Origin of the sequence: Nostoc sp. 'Peltigera membranacea cyanobiont' 210A, from assembly GCF_002246015.1 — a bacterium.
Lineage (GTDB): Bacteria > Cyanobacteriota > Cyanobacteriia > Cyanobacteriales > Nostocaceae > Nostoc.
On sequence record NZ_NOLJ01000002.1, the window covers coordinates 595,631 to 614,841 of the forward strand.

Annotated in this window: 12 protein-coding genes; 5 read left to right on the forward strand and 7 right to left on the reverse strand. The window is 42.9% G+C overall.

Annotated elements, in window-relative coordinates:
* Positions 1-663: a hypothetical protein gene (locus CDG76_RS07470; protein WP_094348409.1), complete on the reverse strand. Its 663-nt coding sequence runs from the start codon at positions 661-663 to the stop codon at positions 1-3.
* Positions 664-851: 188 nt separating this feature from the next.
* Here CDG76_RS07470 and CDG76_RS07475 point away from each other — a divergent pair, with 188 nt between their 5' ends.
* Positions 852-1,592, forward strand: coding sequence for a dienelactone hydrolase family protein (locus CDG76_RS07475; RefSeq protein ID WP_094348410.1), 741 nt, complete (start codon positions 852-854; stop codon positions 1,590-1,592).
* Between the two features lie 25 nt (positions 1,593-1,617).
* Here CDG76_RS07475 and CDG76_RS07480 read toward each other — a convergent pair whose 3' ends face one another.
* Genes CDG76_RS07480 through CDG76_RS07490 form a run of 3 tightly spaced genes read right to left on the reverse strand, consistent with a single transcriptional unit; the run spans position 1,618 to position 4,324 of the window.
* On the reverse strand, positions 1,618-2,577 hold the full coding sequence (locus CDG76_RS07480) for an N-acetylglucosamine kinase (RefSeq protein WP_094348411.1): 960 nt from the start codon (positions 2,575-2,577) through the stop codon (positions 1,618-1,620).
* Between the two features lie 14 nt (positions 2,578-2,591).
* Positions 2,592-3,857 carry an MFS transporter gene (locus tag CDG76_RS07485; protein ID WP_094348412.1) on the reverse strand — a complete coding sequence of 422 codons (1,266 nt, stop codon included), beginning with the start codon at positions 3,855-3,857 and terminating at the stop codon, positions 2,592-2,594.
* 44 nt (positions 3,858-3,901) lie between these two features.
* Positions 3,902-4,324: a GxxExxY protein gene (locus CDG76_RS07490; protein ID WP_094348413.1), complete on the reverse strand. Its 423-nt coding sequence runs from the start codon at positions 4,322-4,324 to the stop codon at positions 3,902-3,904.
* Positions 4,325-4,381: 57 nt separating this feature from the next.
* Between CDG76_RS07490 and CDG76_RS07495 the strand changes: the two genes are divergently transcribed.
* Both CDG76_RS07495 and CDG76_RS07500 read left to right on the forward strand, forming a co-directional pair.
* Positions 4,382-7,366: a valine--tRNA ligase gene (locus CDG76_RS07495; RefSeq protein WP_094348414.1), complete on the forward strand. Its 2,985-nt coding sequence runs from the start codon at positions 4,382-4,384 to the stop codon at positions 7,364-7,366.
* Positions 7,367-7,544: 178 nt separating this feature from the next.
* Positions 7,545-7,979 (forward strand): hypothetical protein, encoded by a 435-nt coding sequence (locus tag CDG76_RS07500; RefSeq protein ID WP_094348415.1) that lies wholly within the window; start codon positions 7,545-7,547, stop codon positions 7,977-7,979.
* A gap of 110 nt (positions 7,980-8,089) precedes the next feature.
* Here the strand turns inward: CDG76_RS07500 and CDG76_RS07505 are convergent, their stop codons facing one another.
* Together CDG76_RS07505 and CDG76_RS07510 are read right to left on the reverse strand one after the other, a co-directional pair.
* On the reverse strand, positions 8,090-12,496 hold the full coding sequence (locus tag CDG76_RS07505; protein WP_094348416.1) for a beta strand repeat-containing protein: 4,407 nt from the start codon (positions 12,494-12,496) through the stop codon (positions 8,090-8,092).
* A gap of 64 nt (positions 12,497-12,560) precedes the next feature.
* Positions 12,561-13,664, reverse strand: coding sequence for a TIGR03032 family protein (locus tag CDG76_RS07510; protein WP_094348417.1), 1,104 nt, complete (start codon positions 13,662-13,664; stop codon positions 12,561-12,563).
* Positions 13,665-14,563: 899 nt separating this feature from the next.
* Here CDG76_RS07510 and cysC point away from each other — a divergent pair.
* Positions 14,564-15,136: an adenylyl-sulfate kinase gene (gene cysC / locus CDG76_RS07515; RefSeq protein WP_262984314.1), complete on the forward strand. Its 573-nt coding sequence runs from the start codon at positions 14,564-14,566 to the stop codon at positions 15,134-15,136.
* Positions 15,137-15,167: 31 nt separating this feature from the next.
* Here the strand turns inward: cysC and CDG76_RS07520 are convergent, their stop codons facing one another.
* Positions 15,168-17,159 (reverse strand): ABC1 kinase family protein, encoded by a 1,992-nt coding sequence (locus CDG76_RS07520; RefSeq protein WP_094348419.1) that lies wholly within the window; start codon positions 17,157-17,159, stop codon positions 15,168-15,170.
* Between the two features lie 258 nt (positions 17,160-17,417).
* On the opposite strand from CDG76_RS07520, the gene recN reads away from it, so the two are divergent.
* Entirely contained in the window at positions 17,418-19,175 is a 1,758-nt protein-coding gene (recN, locus tag CDG76_RS07525; protein ID WP_094348420.1) for a DNA repair protein RecN, read from the forward strand.
* The last annotated feature ends 36 nt before the right edge of the window (positions 19,176-19,211 follow it).

Sequence of the window (19,211 nt, forward strand, 5' to 3'; positions counted from 1 at the left end):
CTATGTCTGTATTATCTTCGTAAAAAATATTTCTATAATTGCAGTTTCATCTCTAACAAATCTATTATTTTGATTATAATTTTCATGTATTTCGGCTAAGTTGACCATCTTATCAAAAAATATATTCTCACTAATTATTTCAGCTTCTATTCTCTGCAACTCATATATATCTCCATGTACTTTAAACTGCTGGTGGTTAATTTCCCATGCAGATTTAAATAGCATTGAGTCACTGTCTAGGCTATCCATCAGTACTTGCATTACTTGCTCTAAAGCATTACCGACAAAGTACAAAAGTAGATTATTTGGTTCGGATTTCGCTAGTATAGGAAAGCGTAAATCATTTACATGGTCGATTATATATTCGTTGTACTCATGAGTTATATGAATACCTTCAAGCCACTCTGTGCTGTAATAAATAATATAGTATTCCCAATAATAATCATTAAAAAATTCCAGGTAAAAACTTACAATAGCAAAAAATCGTATGACTACTAGCAAAAGCTCACGTTTATTAGAATAAGTTGCAAGTCCGGTGTAGATTATTATTTCCCATGCTTGCCAAATCAGTTCTAAAGCTTCCCATTCCTGCTTTGATCCTCCAGTCGCAATTCGTGAAGCGTAAGCTACATCACCCCAAGTAAGAATGTTTTTTTGATTCATATCACAGATGATCTAAATAGCCAAATTCATTACTTTATAACATTTAATACTTATTTATTAACTATTAAGGCGATCGCAACAAACTTTCACTGGAAAAAGAACGCCAAATTGTAGGTTGAAAGTAACCGGATACTGCGGCGCTATAGTGTAGAAGCTAATGACAGCAAGCGTAACACGGAGACAAAAAAGTGCAAATCACTAAGCGCAATGTTGAATTAAGAGTAGATGGCAGCTTAATGCGTGTTTATGTTGCAGCTCCCAAAGCAGCAGGAAAATACCCTGGTATTGTCTTTTACAGCGATATTTATCAGTTAGGTGATGCAATGATTCGTCTAGCTAACTACTTAGCAGGATACGGCTATGTAGTAGCAGCACCAGAAATTTTTCACCGAATTGAGCCAGTTGGTTTAGTAATTGAGCCAGACGATCTGGGAAGGATGCGCGGTAATGACGATGCGCGTCGAACTTCGGTAGCTGATTATGATGCCGATTGTCTTGCTGTGATTGAATTTCTGAAAACAGAGAGTGCGGTTTCTCCAAATCAAATAGGCACTCTCGGATTTTGTATTGGTGGACATTTAGCTTTCCGCGCTGCATTTAAAAGCGAAATTCGGGCTTGTGTCTGCTGTTACCCTACTGGTATTCCCAGTGGCAAACTGGGTAAAGAGATAGCCGATACAATCCAGAGGGTAAGTGAAATCAAAGGCGAGATGCTAATGGTGTTCGGTACTCTTGACCCTCATATACCAGATAGCGATCGCCAAACTATAATAAAAGCAATTGAGAATGCTAACATCCCTCACCAAGTTTTCTTGTATGAAGTAGAACATACATTCATGCGCGACGACGGTTATCGTTATGATTCTAGTGCTAGTACCGCAGCTTGGTTTGAAATAGTAACTTTCTTGGGGCGCATATTTGCAGACTGAAAACTTATATATTGCTTTATTCGCGTTAATTTTGAGTTGTCTGCAACGCTAATAACCCAGCACCGTAAGCAGGTTCATACCTCGGAAAAATCACGTTTACATTAGGAAATTTCTTAACAAGAGATGCTGCAAATCTTTCATGGATCTTGCATCTACCGCGCCACACACTTCCTGTTGTGACGACTTCTAAAGCTGAGTCAACACTAAAAATTGCATCAATTATTGTAGATGTAGCTTTTACTAACTCTTTTACAGCATCCTCAATTATGATATTCGCTACTATATCACCTGAAGCTGCTGCAAAATCTACAACTGGTGCTAAAGCAGCTATCTGTTTAACTCCCCATTCTCGCCGATATACTACTTCTATTAAATCTTCTATATTTTCCAAATCAAGATGCTGTTTGAAACCCTCTATCAAACTCGTTGAAATCTCTCGTCCATCATAAGATTTTAATGCTGCATTCATGCCTGCGATCGCAATTTTATAGGCACTACCTTCATCTCCTAGAATATAACCCCAGCCGCCGACTCGCTTAGTATCTCCCTGATGATTTCGTCCAAAAACTATCGAACCAGTACCGGCTGCAACTACAATTCCTACAGGCTGACCAACTCCACCAACCAAAGCAATTAAAGCATCGTTACAAATTACAATATTCGCTGGCTGTAATGCCCAGGTAATAGGCAGACATTTGTTATTCTGTAACTCTTTGACTAAACCTTTTACTACTTCGATATCTGCGGCACGACCTACACCTGCTAAACCCAGACATATCGCGTCAATATTCACAGGATTTGTAATTATTGCTGCCTCAACCGCATTATGAATTGCAGATTTAATAGATTTTAAAGTTGCTTTTATACCTATACTTTGATAATTAGATGGCCCTGCTTCACCGTGACCTAGTACTTGATACAAATCATCCATCAAGACACAAACAGTCTTGCTACCGCCGCCATCTATTCCCAAAACATAACTCATGAGCGGTAATAATATTAATTATTTTGACGCTTCGGTTCTTCTTTTAAAGGTATAAAAAACAGAGCAATCATCCCAGGAATAGTCAACAAACAAACGAAGATAAAAAATAATGGATAGCCAAAAGCTTTTTGCAGATAACCGCTAATTAAACCTGGTAGCATCATCCCTAAAGCCATAATGCCAGTAGAGATAACAAAATGAGAAGTTTTATATTCGCCCTGGCAAATATGCATTAAATAAACACTAAAAGCTGTAAATCCAAAACCATACCCAAATTGCTCCAATGAAACTAAGGGATACACTAATGTTAGTGAAGGTTTATTGTAAGCCATATACACATAAAATATATCAGGTAAATTCAAAGCTAAAGCCATAGGAAATAGGCACTTTTTTAATCCATATTTTGAAATTAATAAACCTCCTAAAATTCCTCCACAAATTAGGGAGATTACCCCAAATGTTCCGTAGACTAACCCGACATCTGATGTTGATAGTCCTAAACCCCCTACTTCTGGTTTGTCCAATAAAAATAAAGAGGCTATTTTCACAAGCATTGCTTCGCCAAATCTGTAGAGTAAGATAAATGCTAAAATGTTTATAATTTTATTCTGAGCAAAATATGAGCGAATGATTGACCAAAAGGGTATATTTTCCCTAGCTTGTATTTGTCGTTGATTATCTGATTCGGGTAAGGGTAAAATTAGGCGATGGTAGATAAACAAAATTGCTAAAATTAAAGCTGAGAAGCCAATGGCTATAGTCCAGCTTAAAGGAATATTATTGAGAGATACTTCAAGCTGACCTGCTAAGACTACTAATATTCCAGAACCAAAAATGACAGCCATTCGATAAAATAGTGAGCGAATGCCGACAAAGAAGGCTTGTTGTTCTGGAGATAAAGCCAGCAGATAGAAACCATCTGTAGCAATGTCATAAGTTGCAGAAATAAATGCTCCTATTGTTAATGCTGCGAGGGAGATAAAAAAGAAATTTGGCAGTTGTAATGAGAAGGCTATCAAACCCAAGCAGCAGAACATGGCAAATTGGGTATAAAGTATCCATTTACGTTTGGTAGAGTAAATATCAACAATTGGGCCCCAAAACATTTTGATGACCCAAGGTAGATAGAGGAAGCTTGTCCAAAGGGCAATTTGGGCGTTATCGATTCCAAGTTTTTTGTAAAAGATTACGGAAACTGTGTTGATGATAATGTAAGGGATGCCGGAGGTGAAATAGAGGGTGGGGATGAACTTCCAAGGGGAGGTTGTTTGGTGTTTCATGGATTTGGGGGACGAACCGCAGAGGCGCAGAGGGCACAGAGAGATTAAGAGAGGATGATGCGTTTGATGCCGTCTTTGAGGAGGGGGACGTTAAAGTTGATGAGAAGAGCTAAGGGGTAATTAGTCATTTTAAGGTATGAGAGGACTTGAGCTTCGTGGATTGGGGCTAAATTTTGAACAGCTTTTAATTCCACAATTAAACAATTGGCAACTAGAAAATCTAATCTCCCCTTGCCTACTTCATGTCCTTTGTAATTCACTATTACCCCCTTCTCAACCACATGAGGTATCCCGCACCTGAAAAATTCTATAATTAGCGCCTCCTTATACACCTCCTCCAAAAACCCTGGCCCCAAAACCCTATGCACCTCAATCGCCGCCCCAATCACCTCGCCCGTAAGCCGATTCATATCCTCTCCTAACTCTCTTCCCTCTGTGTTCTCTGCGCCTCTGCGGTTCGTTTCCATCAATCCCTCTCCAACCCTATGGCAAAATTTATTAAAGTCCTTCCTTAGTTTTCCCGCATGACTGCAACCATTCCCAATCTCCCCAGTCTCTACGACCCCTTTTCCACTGAAGCCAAGTGGCAAAAATTCTGGGAAGACAACCAAGTTTACAAAGCTGACCCCAACAAAGGCGGCGAACCCTACTGCATCGTCATTCCCCCCCCGAATGTCACCGGCAGCTTACACATGGGTCACGCCTTTGAAAGTGCCTTAATTGATACCCTCGTGCGCTACCACCGGATGCAGGGACGTAATACCCTATGGCTACCCGGAACTGACCACGCCAGCATCGCTGTGCATAGTATGCTGGAAAAGCAACTCAAAAAAGAGGGTAAGACTCGCTACGAATTGGGGCGCGAGAAGTTCCTAGAACGCGCTTGGCAATGGAAAGCGGAGTCTGAGGGAACGATTCTGAATCAGCTACGACGCTTGGGTGTCTCGGTGGACTGGTCACGGGAAAGGTTTACCCTGGATGAGGGTTTATCTAAAGCTGTTGTGGAGGCATTTACTCGCCTTTACGAGGAAGGCTTAATTTATCGTGGTGAATATTTAGTTAACTGGTGTCCTGCTTCTCAGTCGGCGGTGTCTGATGTGGAAGTAGAAAATCAAGAGGTGAATGGAAATCTCTGGCACTTCCGCTATCCCCTCACCGATGGTTCCGGCTTTGTAGAAGTGGCGACAACTCGACCAGAAACTATGCTGGGTGATACGGCTGTAGCGGTTAATCCCAATGACGATCGCTACAAACATCTCATTGGTAAAACTGTAACTCTGCCAATTCTACAACGAGAAATTCCCATTATTGGCGATGAATTTGTTGACCCGACTTTCGGCACAGGCTGCGTGAAGATAACTCCTGCCCATGACCCGAACGATTTTGACATGGGTAAGCGTCACAATCTGCCGTTGATTAACATTATGAATAAAGACGGCACTCTCAACGCCAACGCTGGGGAGTTTCAAGGACAAGACCGCTTTGTTGCTAGAAAAAATGTGGTTTCTCGCCTAGAAGCAGATGGCTTTTTGGTGAAGATAGAAGATTATAAGCATACCGTTCCCTACAGCGATCGCGGTAAAGTACCTATTGAACCCCTCCTCTCAACTCAGTGGTTCGTCAAAATTCGCCCCCTAGCTAACAACACTCTCGAATTCCTCGACCAGCAAACTTCTCCAGAGTTTGTCCCCCAACGCTGGACTAAGGTCTATCGTGATTGGCTAGTAAAACTCACTGATTGGTGTATATCTCGCCAATTATGGTGGGGACACCAAATTCCGGCTTGGTACGCTGTCAGTGAAACCGATGGGCAAATTACCGATAATACGCCCTTTGTGGTAGCAAAATCGGAAACCGAAGCTTGGGAAAAAGCCAAATCACAATTTGGTGAAAATGTCAATCTAAAACAAGACCCAGATGTGCTAGATACTTGGTTTTCTTCTGGACTTTGGCCGTTTTCGACTTTGGGCTGGCCGGAACAAATTCAAGATTTAACGACTTATTACCCAACTACGACTTTGGTGACAGGCTTTGACATCATCTTTTTCTGGGTAGCCAGGATGACCATGATGGCTGGGCATCTTACTGGGCAAATGCCTTTCCAAACAGTTTACATCCACGGCTTGGTGCTGGATGAAAAAGGTCAGAAGATGTCTAAGACCAAAGGTAATGGTATTGATCCGTTGTTATTAATTGACAAATATGGTACTGATGCCCTGCGGTATACCTTAATTAGAGAAGTGGCTGGTGCGGGTCAAGATATCCGCTTAGAATACGATCGCAAAAAGGATGAATCGGCATCGGTAGAGGCATCCCGCAACTTTGCAAATAAGTTGTGGAACGCTGCCCGGTTTGTGATGATGAATTTGGATGGACAAACGCCGCAACAATTGGGGAACCCAGTAGCTATCGAATTGAGCGATCGCTGGATTATCTCGCGATATCATCAAGTTATCAAACAAACCACCAATTACATCGATAATTACGGTTTAGGGGAAGCAGCAAAAGGACTCTACGAATTTATCTGGGGTGATTTCTGCGACCAGTATATTGAACTGGTGAAATCCAGATTGCAAGCAGATGCCGATCCAGTATCGCGGCGGGTGGCACAGCAAACCCTCGGCTACATATTGGAAGGAATTTTAAAACTGCTTCATCCGTTGATGCCTCATATTACCGAAGAAATTTGGCAAACTCTCACCCAACAACCGATAGATTCCCCGCAAACTTTACCATTACAAATCTATCCCCAGCTAGATGCAAACCTAATTGATTCAGTTTTAGAAGAACAGTTTGAATTACTCATTGCTACTATCCGCACAATTCGGAATTTGCGAGCTGAGGCAGATATTAAGCCTGGGGTAAAAGTGACAGCGAATTTGCAAACTGAAAGTGAGAAAGAGCGGGAAATCCTCGCTGCTGGTCAGGATTATATTAAAGATTTGGCGAAGGTTGAGACTTTAACCATTACTGACAAACAAGAAAACCAAACTGTTGCTGCTAAAAAACCTCAAAGGGGTTTGAAGACAATTGGCTTAATTATCGTGGCCATTGTCTTTGGTAGAGTGGGTTTAGCTGCGGGAAATGCCATTGATGACACTCCCATCATCGGAACTTTCTTTGAACTAGTTGGTTTTAGTTACACAGCGTGGTTTGCTAGCCAAAATTTACTAACTGCTCAAGCAAGACGTAGGTTATGGAGCCAGTTTTTCCCGCAGAGAGAATTAGAACAACCACAAGAACCAGAAAATGCGATCGCAGGTGTAATTGGTACAATACAAGTGCTAATTCCTCTCAGCGGTGTGGTAGATATTGAAGTTGTGCGTGCCAAGCTAGAAAAAAGTTTGGGCAAAGCTGAAGCTGAAGTTCAATCCCTGAGTAACAGATTAAACAATCCTAGTTTCGTAGATAGAGCTAGGGCTGACGTGGTACAAGGGGCGCGGGAAGCCTTAGCAGAGGTACAAAAACAAGTAGAGATTTTGCGCGATCGCCTCAAGGGGTTGTCGTAGCGATCGCCTGCATGACTTAGGATAACTGTAATGGGTAATATGAAGAGTTATTAATTCCCAATTACCCATTACCAATTAACAAAATCCAAATATAAATTCTGGTACTTATTTTTTATTAAATTTTTTTTGAATTTTGAATTTTGAATTTTGAATTTTGAATTGGAGCGAAGCGACCCTCATGCTATATCTAGCCCAGGTGCGTAAAAACGATTTTTTAGACCAGCACCAGTTACGCTTGTTGGCGCGTCAAGAAGCTGATAACTTGTGGGCGATAATTCCCGAAGAGGCTTTCATTTTGCTGGGAAAGGGAAAGATCATGAGTGAGAACTTGCTTGTTCTAGTCGAACTTTCTCCTACAGGCGATATTGAAAGACTAGAAGACGCCACCAACTGGGTACTGCATCTGGTACAAAACTACCTCACCATCGGCATTACCCCAGAGTTTTTGCAGCATGAGGCCGAGCGAGCAGAACATTGGCGACAATCCCTGACGTTGCAAAACCAAGACTTAGCAAGGCGTTCTTTAGAGTTGGAAGCCAGACGCGAACAAATTCAAGCCTTAGAAGAAAGCCTCAAACGCGAGAAAAATGGTTATTCCCAAGAGGAAAGTTAAAAGTTTGCACTTATGTTGCACTCAAATGTGTATTTATAAAAGATTACCCAGCAAGAGTTGCTCTGTCTCTTACTGGGTAATTTCTCAATGCTTGCTATAGTTAGCTTGCGTTAGGCAATGATAGTAATATTTGCACTACTAAGCGCTACCTTATTGGAGAACTGGGCAATTTGAAGAACTTGTGCAGCCTTACCAATCCCATCCGCGTCAAAGAAAAGATTACCCGTAGTTTGATCGTACATAAAGCGATCGCTTGCTGTTATCGCAGTGGTACCAAGTCGAAACAGTCCCGAATCGAGCGTAGTATTTTGAGATTGAACCAGTCCGAATTCAGCCTTGGAAATCAAGATAGTATCCTCTCCAAGAGTAAAATCAGCGATCGTATCATACCCTCCAGTACGGGTACCAGTTAGGTTGAAGCTATCTTGCCCAGTTCCACCAGTCAATACATCTCGACCAACTCCACCAGCGATTAGATCGTCACCTGCACTACCGAACAAGGTGTCATTCCCTGAGTTACCAAAGAGGCTATCATTGCCATCTCCTCCTGTTAATGTGTTAGCACCATTATTTCCCATCAGGATGTTATTAAGGCTATTACCAGTACCATTGATTGCCCCGGTTCCAGTCAGAGTCAAATTCTCTAGGTTATTTCCCAACACCCAATTCACCGAAGAATTGACTAAATCTGTACCTGCTTCTAAACCTTCAATAATACTATCGTTCAGGTTGTCTACGATGTAAGTATCATTGCCGATTCCACCATCAAGACTGTCAATCCCTGCACCTCCATTCAAGGTGTCATCGCCGGAATCCCCGAACAAGGTGTCATTACCTGAGCTACCAAACAGGCTATCGTTGCCATCAACTCCATTCAACGTGTTAGCACCACTATTTCCCGCCAGTATGTTATTAAGGCTGTTACCAGTACCATTGATTGCCCCACTTCCAGTCAGGGTCAAGTTCTCCAGATTATTTCCCAACACCCAATTCACCGAAGACTTAACTAAATCTGTACCTGCATTTAAGCCTTCAGTAATGAAGTCGTTTACGTTGTCTACAGTATAAATGTCATTGCCGATTCCACCATTGAGACTATCAGCTCCTAAACCTCCATCCAAGGTGTCATCACCTGCACCGCCCAACAAGGTGTCATTGCCTGCACCACCAATTAGGCTATCATTGCTATCTTCTCCACTCAAGATGTTAGCGCCAGCATTGCCAATCAAGATGTTCTTAAGACTGTTACCAGTACCATTGATTGCCCCACTTCCAGTCAGGGTCAAGTTCTCCAGGTTATTTCCCAACACCCAACTCACCGAAGACTTAACTAAATCTGTACCTGCATTTAAGCCTTCGATAATAATATCGTTCACGTTATCTACGATGTAAGTGTCATTACCGATTCCACCATCAAGACTATCAGATCCTAAACCGCCATCTAAGGTATCATTGCCTGCACCACCCAACAAGGTGTCATTGTCGGAATCACCAAAGAGGTTATCGTTGCCATTTTCTCCACTCAAAATGTTAGCGCCAGTATTGCCAATCAAGATGTTATTAAAGCTATTACCAGTACCATTGATTGCCCCACTTCCAGTCAGGGTCAAGTTCTCCAGGTTATTTCCCAATACCCAACTCACCGAAGACTTAACTAAATCTGTGCCTGCATTTAAGCCTTCAATAATAATATCGTTCAGGTTGTCTACGATATAAATATCATTGCCTTTACCACCAATGAGACTGTCAACTCCTGCACCACCATCTAAGGAATCATTTCCATCGCCGCCATCAAGAGTGTCATTATCACTTAGTCCTTGGAGCGTGTCATTGCCCTGCAATCCTGAGATGATATCAATATTGACTGTACCATTCAGGTTGTCTGCACCTAAAGTACCATTAATCACATTGTACTGATTAATAGTCAAGTTGACGGTAGCAGTACTATTGCCTCCGTGCCCATCACTTAGAGTGTAAGTGAAGCTATCAAAGCCATAATAGTTTTGGACAGGGGTATAAGTGTAAGTACCGTCGTTGTTGTTAACTAAGCTTCCTTGGCTAGGTTGGGTGAAGCCAGTAATACTCAAAACATCACTAACATCGACATCTTTATCATTGCTTAACAGAGTAGTAGCACTAATAATAACGGGTATGTTTCTTTTTGTGGTGATGCTATCGTTAACAGCAACAGGCGCATCATTCACCGCCGTAATATTAATATCGCGAGTAATGGCAGTACTATTAGCAGCCCCATCATTAACTATAAAGCTGATGGTACGAGGTGTAAGACTGGGGTTATCACTGTTGTTGGTATAAGTAATAGAACGTAGAGCGGCTTGATAGTTAGCAACGGTGGAACTGCCAGTTAAGGTTAAGACACCTGTGGTGCTGTTGTAGCTGCCCGCAATCCCATTTTGATTGGTGAAGGCGAGGGTATCTTGAGCAGAAATAAAGCCACTGCTAATTCTGACAGTAGCACTAGCTAGATTAGCAGAGTCTACATCGCTGACGGTGATGCCTGAATCGATGGCTGTAGTAGCGTTCTCGGTGTATGCCAGAGCAGAGTTGCTAGCAGTAGCAATGGGTACATTGTTCACTGCTGTAATATTAATATTGCGGGTAACAACAGTACTATTATCAGTCCCATCATTGACCACAAAGCTGACGGTACGAGGTGTAGTAGTGGGGTTATCACTACTGTTGCTATAAGTAACAGAACGTAGTGCAGTTTGATAATTAGCAATGGTGGCACTACCAATTAAGGTTAAAACACCTGTGCTGCTGTTGTAGTTGCCCGTAATCCCATTTTGGTTGGTGAAGGCGAGGGTGTCTTGAGCAGAGGCGAAACCACTGGTAATGCTGACAGTAGCACCGGAGAGGTTAGCAGAGTCTACATCGCTGACCGTGATACCTGAGTCGATGATTGTAGTAGCATTCTCGGTGTATGCCACAGCAGAGTTGGTTGCAGTAGCAACAGGTGCATCATTTACTGCCGTAATATTAATATTGCGGCTAACGGCAGTACTATTAGCAGCCCCATCATTAACTATAAAGCTGACGGTACGAGGTGTAGTAGTGGGGTTATCACTACTGTTGGTATAAGTAACAGAACGTAGTGCAGTTTGATAATTAGCAATGGTGGCACTACCAGTTAAGGTTAAAACACCTGTGCTGCTGTTGTAGCTGCCCGTAATCCCATTTTGATTGGTGAAGGCGAGGATGTCTTCAGCAGAGGCAAAACCACTGGTAATCTTGATGGTGCCACTAACCAGGTTGGGGGAGTCTGTGTCGCTGACGGTGATGCCTGAGTCGATAGCTGTAATGGTGTTTTCAGCGTATGTCAGGGCAGAGGCAGAACCAGGGGTGATAGTTGGGGGAGCCCCACTGTTGTTTAGTTGGGCATATATTCCATAGCCAGATCCGTCCTGACCATTGCTTTGCCAGGAAATGATAAAGTCCCCAGTGGCATCCATTGCTATTGTGGGGTTAATTTGCTTATTGTTGGTGTAAGTATTGACTTGGAATTCGCCCCCAATAGCTACCCCAGTACTGTTGTAGCGTTGGGCATATATGCCATCCCCAGATCCGTCCTGACTATCACTAGTCCAGGAAATGATAAAGTCCCCATCTGCATTCATCGCTACTGTGGGGTTATATTGATTGCCCTCGGTGTGGGTATTGACTTTGAATTCAACCCCTTGAGCTAACCCAGAACTGTTGTAGCGTTGGGCATATATGCCATCTCCAGATCCGTCCTGACCATAGCTTTGCCAAGAAATTACATAGTCCCCAGTACCATCCATTGCTACTGTGGGGTTATATTGAGAGCCTTGGGTGTGGGTATTAACCTGAAATTCGTTCCCAATAGCTAACCCAGCACTGGTGTAGCGTTGGGCATATATGCCTAAGTAAGACCCATCTTGATAATAACTTTGCCAGGAAATAACAAAATCCCCAGTGGCATCCACAGCTATTGTGGGGTTATATTGAGAGCCTTGGGTGTGGGTATTGACCTGAAATTCGCCCCCAATAGCTAACCCAGCACTGGTGTAGCGTTGGGCATATACTCCATAGCTAGACCCGTCCTGACCACTGCTTTGCCAGGAAATGACAAAGTTCCCACTGGTATCCATCGCTACTGTGGGGTTAACTTGATTGTTGTTAGTAGAGGCATTGACCTGAAATTCGCCCCCTTGAGCTACCCCGGCATTGTTGTAGCGTTGGGCATATACTCCATAGCTAGAACCGTCTTGGCTTTGCCAGGAAATAACAAAGTCGCCATCGGCATCGATCGCTACTGTAGAGTTAAGTTGATTGCCGTTGGTGTTGGTATTGACTTGGAATTCCCCCCCAACAGCCACGCCAGTACTGTTGTAGCGTTGAGCATACACCCCACCGCCAGATCCATCCTGAGCATTGCCAGTCCAGGAAATAATGAAGTCCCCATCAGCATCCATCGCGACTGCGGGATTAATTTGATTATTGTTGGTGTAAGTATTGACTTTGAATTCATTCATGAAAAAACCTCTGAAAAAACTAAAACTTTGATTTCAACAATTAGGGCCTGATTAAACAGATTTCTTAGTCATTAGGAATCACTGCACTCGGTCGCAGCCAATAATTAAACTCTGGGGCAGTAAATGCTTGGCGGATTTCTTTTCGTTCCTGATTTAAAACCATCGGACGCTGCACACCAGCAAGAAACTGCACATCATAAAGTTCTTGACAGCCTGTGGTGAACTTCAGCATCCCCACCTGTTGCCCATTTCGCAAATCCACGACTGCCACGCCACAGAGCAATTGCTCAAACCGTTGAGTAATAGGCAACCCTCCGAAAATGTGCCGTTCCCGAATCTGGCATAGTCCGACTAGGGCGTAATACCCGACGCAGCACAACCCCCGCAGAAATCCAGGGAGTACACAGACTACTTGTTTGTCTCCTGATTCTGGATGAATGCGCCATATTTCCCCAGCACCAGAGTTGAGTAACCACAAAAACCCGTCATGCCAAATTGGCGAATGGGGCATTGATAATCCATCTACAATAATTTCATTGCTCTCTACTTCCACTACGACCCCGCCGTTGGCTTTGCCCGGTCGCCATCCCCCGACGGTATCTGTCGCACCGAGGGCAGTCACATACTTGGGTTTGCCATCCACCATCGCTAATCCATTCAGGTGGCAACGGTCTTCTGGCACTACTTCAGAAATAAATTTCGGATGCCAGCGCGGTACAAAGCTAAAGTCTGGACTCAAGGCAGAAAGACACGAAAAGCGGGTGTTGACAATCCATAGCCCTTCTCTGCCAAATTCCAGGTCGTGAATATTGAGGTCGCCTGTGAAGTATGCCATCCGTGGTAGGTAGAGGGCATCGTAACGTCCGGGCTGGTCTTCTAAAAACTCATAAGCTAATGCGGGGGCATTGGCTAATAAACAGACTTCGTGATGACTAGCCAGTGCCAATCGTGAACCATTCACTGCCAATCCCATTGGTTTGGAAAATTGGCGTAACAGCATGGTTATCTGTTCCCCATTCCAGCCTACTAGTGCTAGTTTTCCGGCTTGGTAGGTGGTGATGGCAATTGAGCCTCCGGCTTGACTCAGCCAGGAGATAAATCCCTGATCGGCATCACATTGAATTAAGTTATTCTCTTCTGGGGCAGTAGTGGGAAAAGTGGACAACATAAATCAGTTGAATTAAATTTCAAATTTTGTTGAGGAACTTTAGACTTAGTTAAATACAAAATATACTCAGTGGCTCCAGCCCTTAAAATTGAGGGGTCAATTACCAACTACGAACCCCGAAAATTACTGGCACAAAACACTAGTACTGCATGGCGTAAATCCAGCTATCACCTCAATTAAGTAGACAAGTTGCTCAGAGCAACTTGTTAAAGGTGAACAAATTTATGCCAAGGTGTACTAGTGATTGATGTCATTGGTTTTGATGAGTTGTGAAAGTTTGTAGTCAGGGCTAAAACCCTTGAAATTGACTGATAAATCGCTCACTACGAAACTCTCAGAATTAATCACACAGACCACTAAGCGTGCCATCATTGTCAGTAAACAAGTCTGTACCAGAAACAGCACTTAAAGGAATCGCCCCCAGAAAATAGGTCGCGCCGCCATAAAGCTGCACTGGGTCTAACTTTGCAGATATTTTGAACTTAGTTTTTTATAATGTCTTAGCAGTAAATCTTGTTTGGTAATCTACTGTTATAATAAAGACTATTCTATTTAAAAATAAACTGTATATATACTGAATGTAAAAATTAGTTAAAACTTTAATAATTTGAAAACTCGATCGACAATTTTTGTTACTATAACGGCAAATTGCGTTGTTAGGGTAGAGAAAATGCGTAGGTGTAGCCTGTCGTATACATCGCCATGCTTCGTATTAAATATTTAGCCTAAATACGTATAATTATGCGATTTTTCACTCGAAATCAGTAGAGGTAAAATTAGCAAGGTTAACATAGGATGCCTTGCAATTGCTGAAATTCCTGCTAAAAAAGGATTATAAAAATAAAATTACTATTTGACCCACAATTACCTAAAAAAGCTTTTTTGGTGTGCCATTTAAAATTTACGACGAAAGTAGGATGAGACAACAAGAGTGTGGTGTGACAGTATGGTTCACTGGTTTGAGTGGTGCAGGTAAAACTACTATCTGTCAATTCGTGGAGAAGGAACTGCGGATACAGGGATACAGAGTTGAAGTTCTGGATGGTGATGCAGTACGTCAAAACTTATGTAAAGGATTGGGTTTCAGCAAAGAGGATCGAGAGGAGAATATTCGGCGCATTGGCTTTGTAGCTCACCTTCTTGCCAGAAATAATGTAATTGTATTGGTTTCGGCAATTTCACCGTACCGCGAAATTCGAGAAGAAGTGCGCCAAAGTATTCGATTTTTCATTGAAGTTTACGTCAACACATCATTAGAAGTTTGTGAACAACGAGACGTAAAAGGGTTATATAAAAAAGCAAGAGCAGGGGAAATTAAGCACTTCACTGGTATTGATGATCCTTATGAAATACCACTCTGTCCTGAAGTCGAATGCAAAACTAACCAGGAAAGCGTTGCTCAAAGTGCAACTAAGGTCTTAGAAAAGCTAGAAGAGTTGGGTTATATAGTTGCTAGAATAAATAATTTATGAGTTAAAAACTTTGTTTAACTCATAACTTTTACTAGGATGCCAATAATTGCCGAATTAACCTGGCTACAGCTTTCTGTGTGAAGCGGTTGGCTATTTGTTGACCTAAACGTTGTACATCTGAATTTACCAATAACTGGGCAATTTGGGATGTAATTTGCACTGGGTCAAAGCCTCTTGTTTCTCGGAGAATACCTAATATACGTTTGATATGCTCTAAGGTTTGTTGTTGTTCAACCGTGGCCGCTGGAGTTTTATTCACTGCTGTCAATCCTACGCGTTCTCGCAACAAGGAGGTAAAGTTATGCAAAACATTTTTACCTAAAGCATCAAGTCCGTTAACAGATTCATCTACTAATTTGTCACGAATAAAAGCACCGCGTTCAGATGACAGGAACTCTATTCCCTGATTTAGTACTAAATTAAAGTCGTAGTCTTGACTATTACGCGCATTTTTTAACAAGTTTTCTAAGCGATTCCAGCGAAATCTGCCATCTTTAAATAGCAAATCTTGCAATGATGCTCTTAATTGCGGTGCTGGATCTGTTAACAGGCGTTTGGAAACGTAGGGATAAGCTTCGCTGAGGACTTTAAAGTTGGGATCTATATATATTGCAATACCTTCTAGCGTCACAAGGGAGCGAATAATTAAGGCGTAGTAGGGCGGTACGCGGAAAGGATACTCATACATCAAAGCCGATAGTTCATCTGTGATGCTTTTAATATTAAGATCGGCAACACTGGCTCCTTCGGCATCAGCAAAGACTCTCGCAAAAGCTGGGATAATTGGTGTTAAATCGGTTTCTGGTGATAAGAAATCTAATTTAACGTAATCTTTTGCTAATCCTTCAAAGTCGCGGTTGACGACGTGGACGATCGCTTCAATCAAACCATAACGCTGTGGTGGCTTAATCTCGCTCATCATCCCAAAGTCGAGATAAGCTAACTTGCCATCGGTTGTTGCTAACAAATTACCAGGGTGGGGATCGGCGTGGAAAAATCCATGTTCTAGCAACTGGCGCAGGGAACACTGCACACCCACTTCAATTAGATAACGAGCATCTATACCTTGGGCGCTAATTTCTTCTGTCTGGGTTAATTTAGTGCCGTTAATCCACTCCATCGTCAAGACGCGACGATTGGTGTATTCCCAGTAAATTTTCGGTACATATACGTCTTTCATGTGACCGTATAACTCGAAAAATCGTTCGGCATTTTCGCCTTCATGGATGTAATCCATCTCTTCAAAAATGCGATCGCCTAATTCATCGAGAATCCCAACTAAGTCACTTCTTACCCGTTTAACCTTTTTCTGCACCCAAGCGGCGAGGTTACGCAAGATATACAAGTCAATGGTGATTCCCTCTCGTAAGTCGGGGCGTTGAACTTTAACAGCGACTTCTTCACCAGTTTTTAGCTTACCTTTATATACTTGCCCCAATGAAGCCGCAGCAATTGGCTGGGCCGACAGTTCGGCGTAAACCTCTTCTGGAGGTGCGCCTAATTCTTCTTTGATAAACTGGTATGCAATTTCGTTGGGGAAAGGCGGTAATTGGTCTTGTAGTTTAGTTAATTCTTCTAAATATACGGGAGGAACGAGATCCGGTCTGGTGGATAAAGCTTGGCCAATTTTGATGTAAGCAGGACCTAATTGGGTCAGCAATACTCGTAGCTGAGTAGCTCGGCGGGGGTCATTTTTGACGACAATTCCCCGTTTACTATCCGACCACAATCCAAAAGCAAAGGATAGAGTCGGCCCCAATACGGCAAAAATCCGCCGTAAAACTTGCATTTTTTTATTTTGGTAATGCGCCGCTATGCCCACGGGATCGTAAAGCGTCTCAGGTTGGGCTGTTGTCCTCACCTTTTGGGCTGCTAAGAGTCTTGGTGAGCGTACAACTAAACTTGATGTACCATCTTCTGGCACTACATCAATAACATCCAGTTCGTCGCTTCGGCGATTTGTGCCGTTGCGACTGTCCTCTTGAATCGGTCGGGAACTAGGGGGAAGTGTCTTAACAATCATGAAGAAGGCCACCAGTCAGAACGATCACATTAAGTATTGTAACAATATGTTTAGAAATTGGGAATTGGGAATGGGGCATTGGGTATTTTTTCCTCATCTCCCTCTGCTCTCCTTACTCCCTAGTACTAATAGGTCTGCTACACTTAAACGGGCATACTAGTTCAATAGTAGTAGGTATTGCTAGTTGCTGAAAGATCATACTTATTGTCTTGTAAGTTAGAAGTATCCGGCATCTGCCCTCATGGAGAATTTGGCTTGATGTTGCTTTGCCTGCGAATTGAAAACTTTGCCCTAATTGACCAACTGGAATTAGAATTTGGCGCGGGACTAAATGTGTTAACAGGTGAAACCGGCGCTGGAAAATCGATTATCTTGGATGCCATTGATGCCGCTTTGGGCGGTAAAGTCTCTAGTCGAGTCATTCGCACGGGGACAAGTCGGGCGATGGTTGAAGCTACTTTCACCTCAAACGCCCCCCTAGCGGCTTGGTTGACTGAACAAGAAATAGATTTGCTTGATGAAAATTCTGTAGTCATTAGCCGAGAAATCACAGCTACTGCGAGTAATGTCCGTAGTCGATCGCGGGTGAATGGTGTGTTGGTAAATCGGCAGATCATGGGAGGAATGCGCGATCGCTTAGTGGAAATCACCGCCCAAGGACAAACGGTGCAAGTAGGACAATCTGCCCAAGTTCGTGACTGGTTGGATTTATATGGGGGTGACTCCCTGATGCAACAGCGTCATAAAGTCGCCACGAGCTTCAGTGCTTACCAACAGGCGCATTTAGCACTAGAAAAACGCCGAACATCAGAACGGGAAAGGTTGCAACAACTCGACTTGCTTACTTATCAAGTGCAGGAATTGGGAGCAGGCAATCTCAGTGAGCCTAATGAATTGGAACAGTTGGGACAAGAACGGGAACGCCTGAATCATGTCGTTGATTTGCAACAAATGAGTTACAAGGTTTATCAGGCTTTGTATCAAAACGATCATGAAACTCCCGCCGCAGGTGATTTATTGGGAGACAGTGAGGCGATATTAAATGACATGGTGGAATATGATACCCAACTGCAACCCCTATTAGAATTGGTGCGGGACGCGCAAGCTGCGGTAATGGAAGTGGGAAGGCAGATTAATGCTTATGGGGATGGATTGGAAGCCGATCCCCACCGATTGGAAGAGGTAGAAGAACGAATTCAGGAATTAAAGCAAATTTGCCGCAAGTATGGGCCGACACTTACAGAAGCGATCGCTTATTACCAACGTATCCAAGCAGAATTAGCCCAACTTAACGACAGCGAACAATCTATCGAAAGTCTAGAACAGCAAGAAAAGGCGTGTTTTGAGAAACTTACCCAAGCAAGTAATCAGTTAACTCAATTGCGGAGTAAAGCGGCGGCTAATTTAGAATCACGTTTGATAGCTGAACTCAAGCCCCTAGCGATGGAAAAGGTGAAGTTTCTGGTTGAAATATTACCAGCTTTCCCAACTGCGATGGGAGCAGATAAAATTACTTTTACATTTAGTTCCAATCCCGGAGAACCACTGCAACCTTTAACAGAAGTTGCCTCTGGTGGGGAAATGAGCCGCTTTTTACTGGCTTTAAAAGCTTGTTTTTCTCAGGTTGATGTTGCTGGAACTATGGTGTTTGATGAAATTGATGTTGGGGTTTCGGGAAGAGTCGCCCAAGCGATCGCGGAAAAATTATACCAGCTAAGTCAACGTAACCAAGTGTTATGTGTTACGCATCAACCTTTAGTTGCGGCAATGGCCGATCGGCATTTTCGTGTAGATAAGCAAACTATTAATCAAGGCAAAGGTAAAAAAGCCAACAATGACAATACCGAACAGCGTACCGTTGTCAGAGTTACTACCTTGGATAATTTAAACACCCGTCGGGAAGAACTAGCGCAGTTGGCTGGTGGTAAATCTGCAACTGATGCGATCGCTTTTGCAGAGTCTCTATTATTACAAGCTGCTAACCACCGTCGCACGAAGCATGACTTAACCAAATAATTACGAATTACGTTAGCGCAGCGTTAGCGACGCAGG

What these genes read in the sequence shown, in the direction of transcription:
- CDG76_RS07470 (WP_094348409.1), bottom strand. Translation starts at nt 663, where the DNA reads ATGAATCAAAAAAACATTCTTACTTGGGGTGATGTAGCTTACGCTTCA.
- CDG76_RS07480 (WP_094348411.1), bottom strand. Translation starts at nt 2,577, where the DNA reads ATGAGTTATGTTTTGGGAATAGATGGCGGCGGTAGCAAGACTGTTTGT.
- CDG76_RS07485 (WP_094348412.1), bottom strand. Translation starts at nt 3,857, where the DNA reads ATGAAACACCAAACAACCTCCCCTTGGAAGTTCATCCCCACCCTCTAT.
- CDG76_RS07490 (WP_094348413.1), bottom strand. Translation starts at nt 4,324, where the DNA reads ATGGAAACGAACCGCAGAGGCGCAGAGAACACAGAGGGAAGAGAGTTA.
- CDG76_RS07495 (WP_094348414.1), top strand. Translation starts at nt 4,382, where the DNA reads ATGACTGCAACCATTCCCAATCTCCCCAGTCTCTACGACCCCTTTTCC.
- CDG76_RS07500 (WP_094348415.1), top strand. Translation starts at nt 7,545, where the DNA reads ATGCTATATCTAGCCCAGGTGCGTAAAAACGATTTTTTAGACCAGCAC.
- CDG76_RS07505 (WP_094348416.1), bottom strand. Translation starts at nt 12,496, where the DNA reads ATGAATGAATTCAAAGTCAATACTTACACCAACAATAATCAAATTAAT.
- CDG76_RS07510 (WP_094348417.1), bottom strand. Translation starts at nt 13,664, where the DNA reads ATGTTGTCCACTTTTCCCACTACTGCCCCAGAAGAGAATAACTTAATT.
- CDG76_RS07520 (WP_094348419.1), bottom strand. Translation starts at nt 17,159, where the DNA reads ATGATTGTTAAGACACTTCCCCCTAGTTCCCGACCGATTCAAGAGGAC.
- recN (WP_094348420.1), top strand. Translation starts at nt 17,418, where the DNA reads ATGTTGCTTTGCCTGCGAATTGAAAACTTTGCCCTAATTGACCAACTG.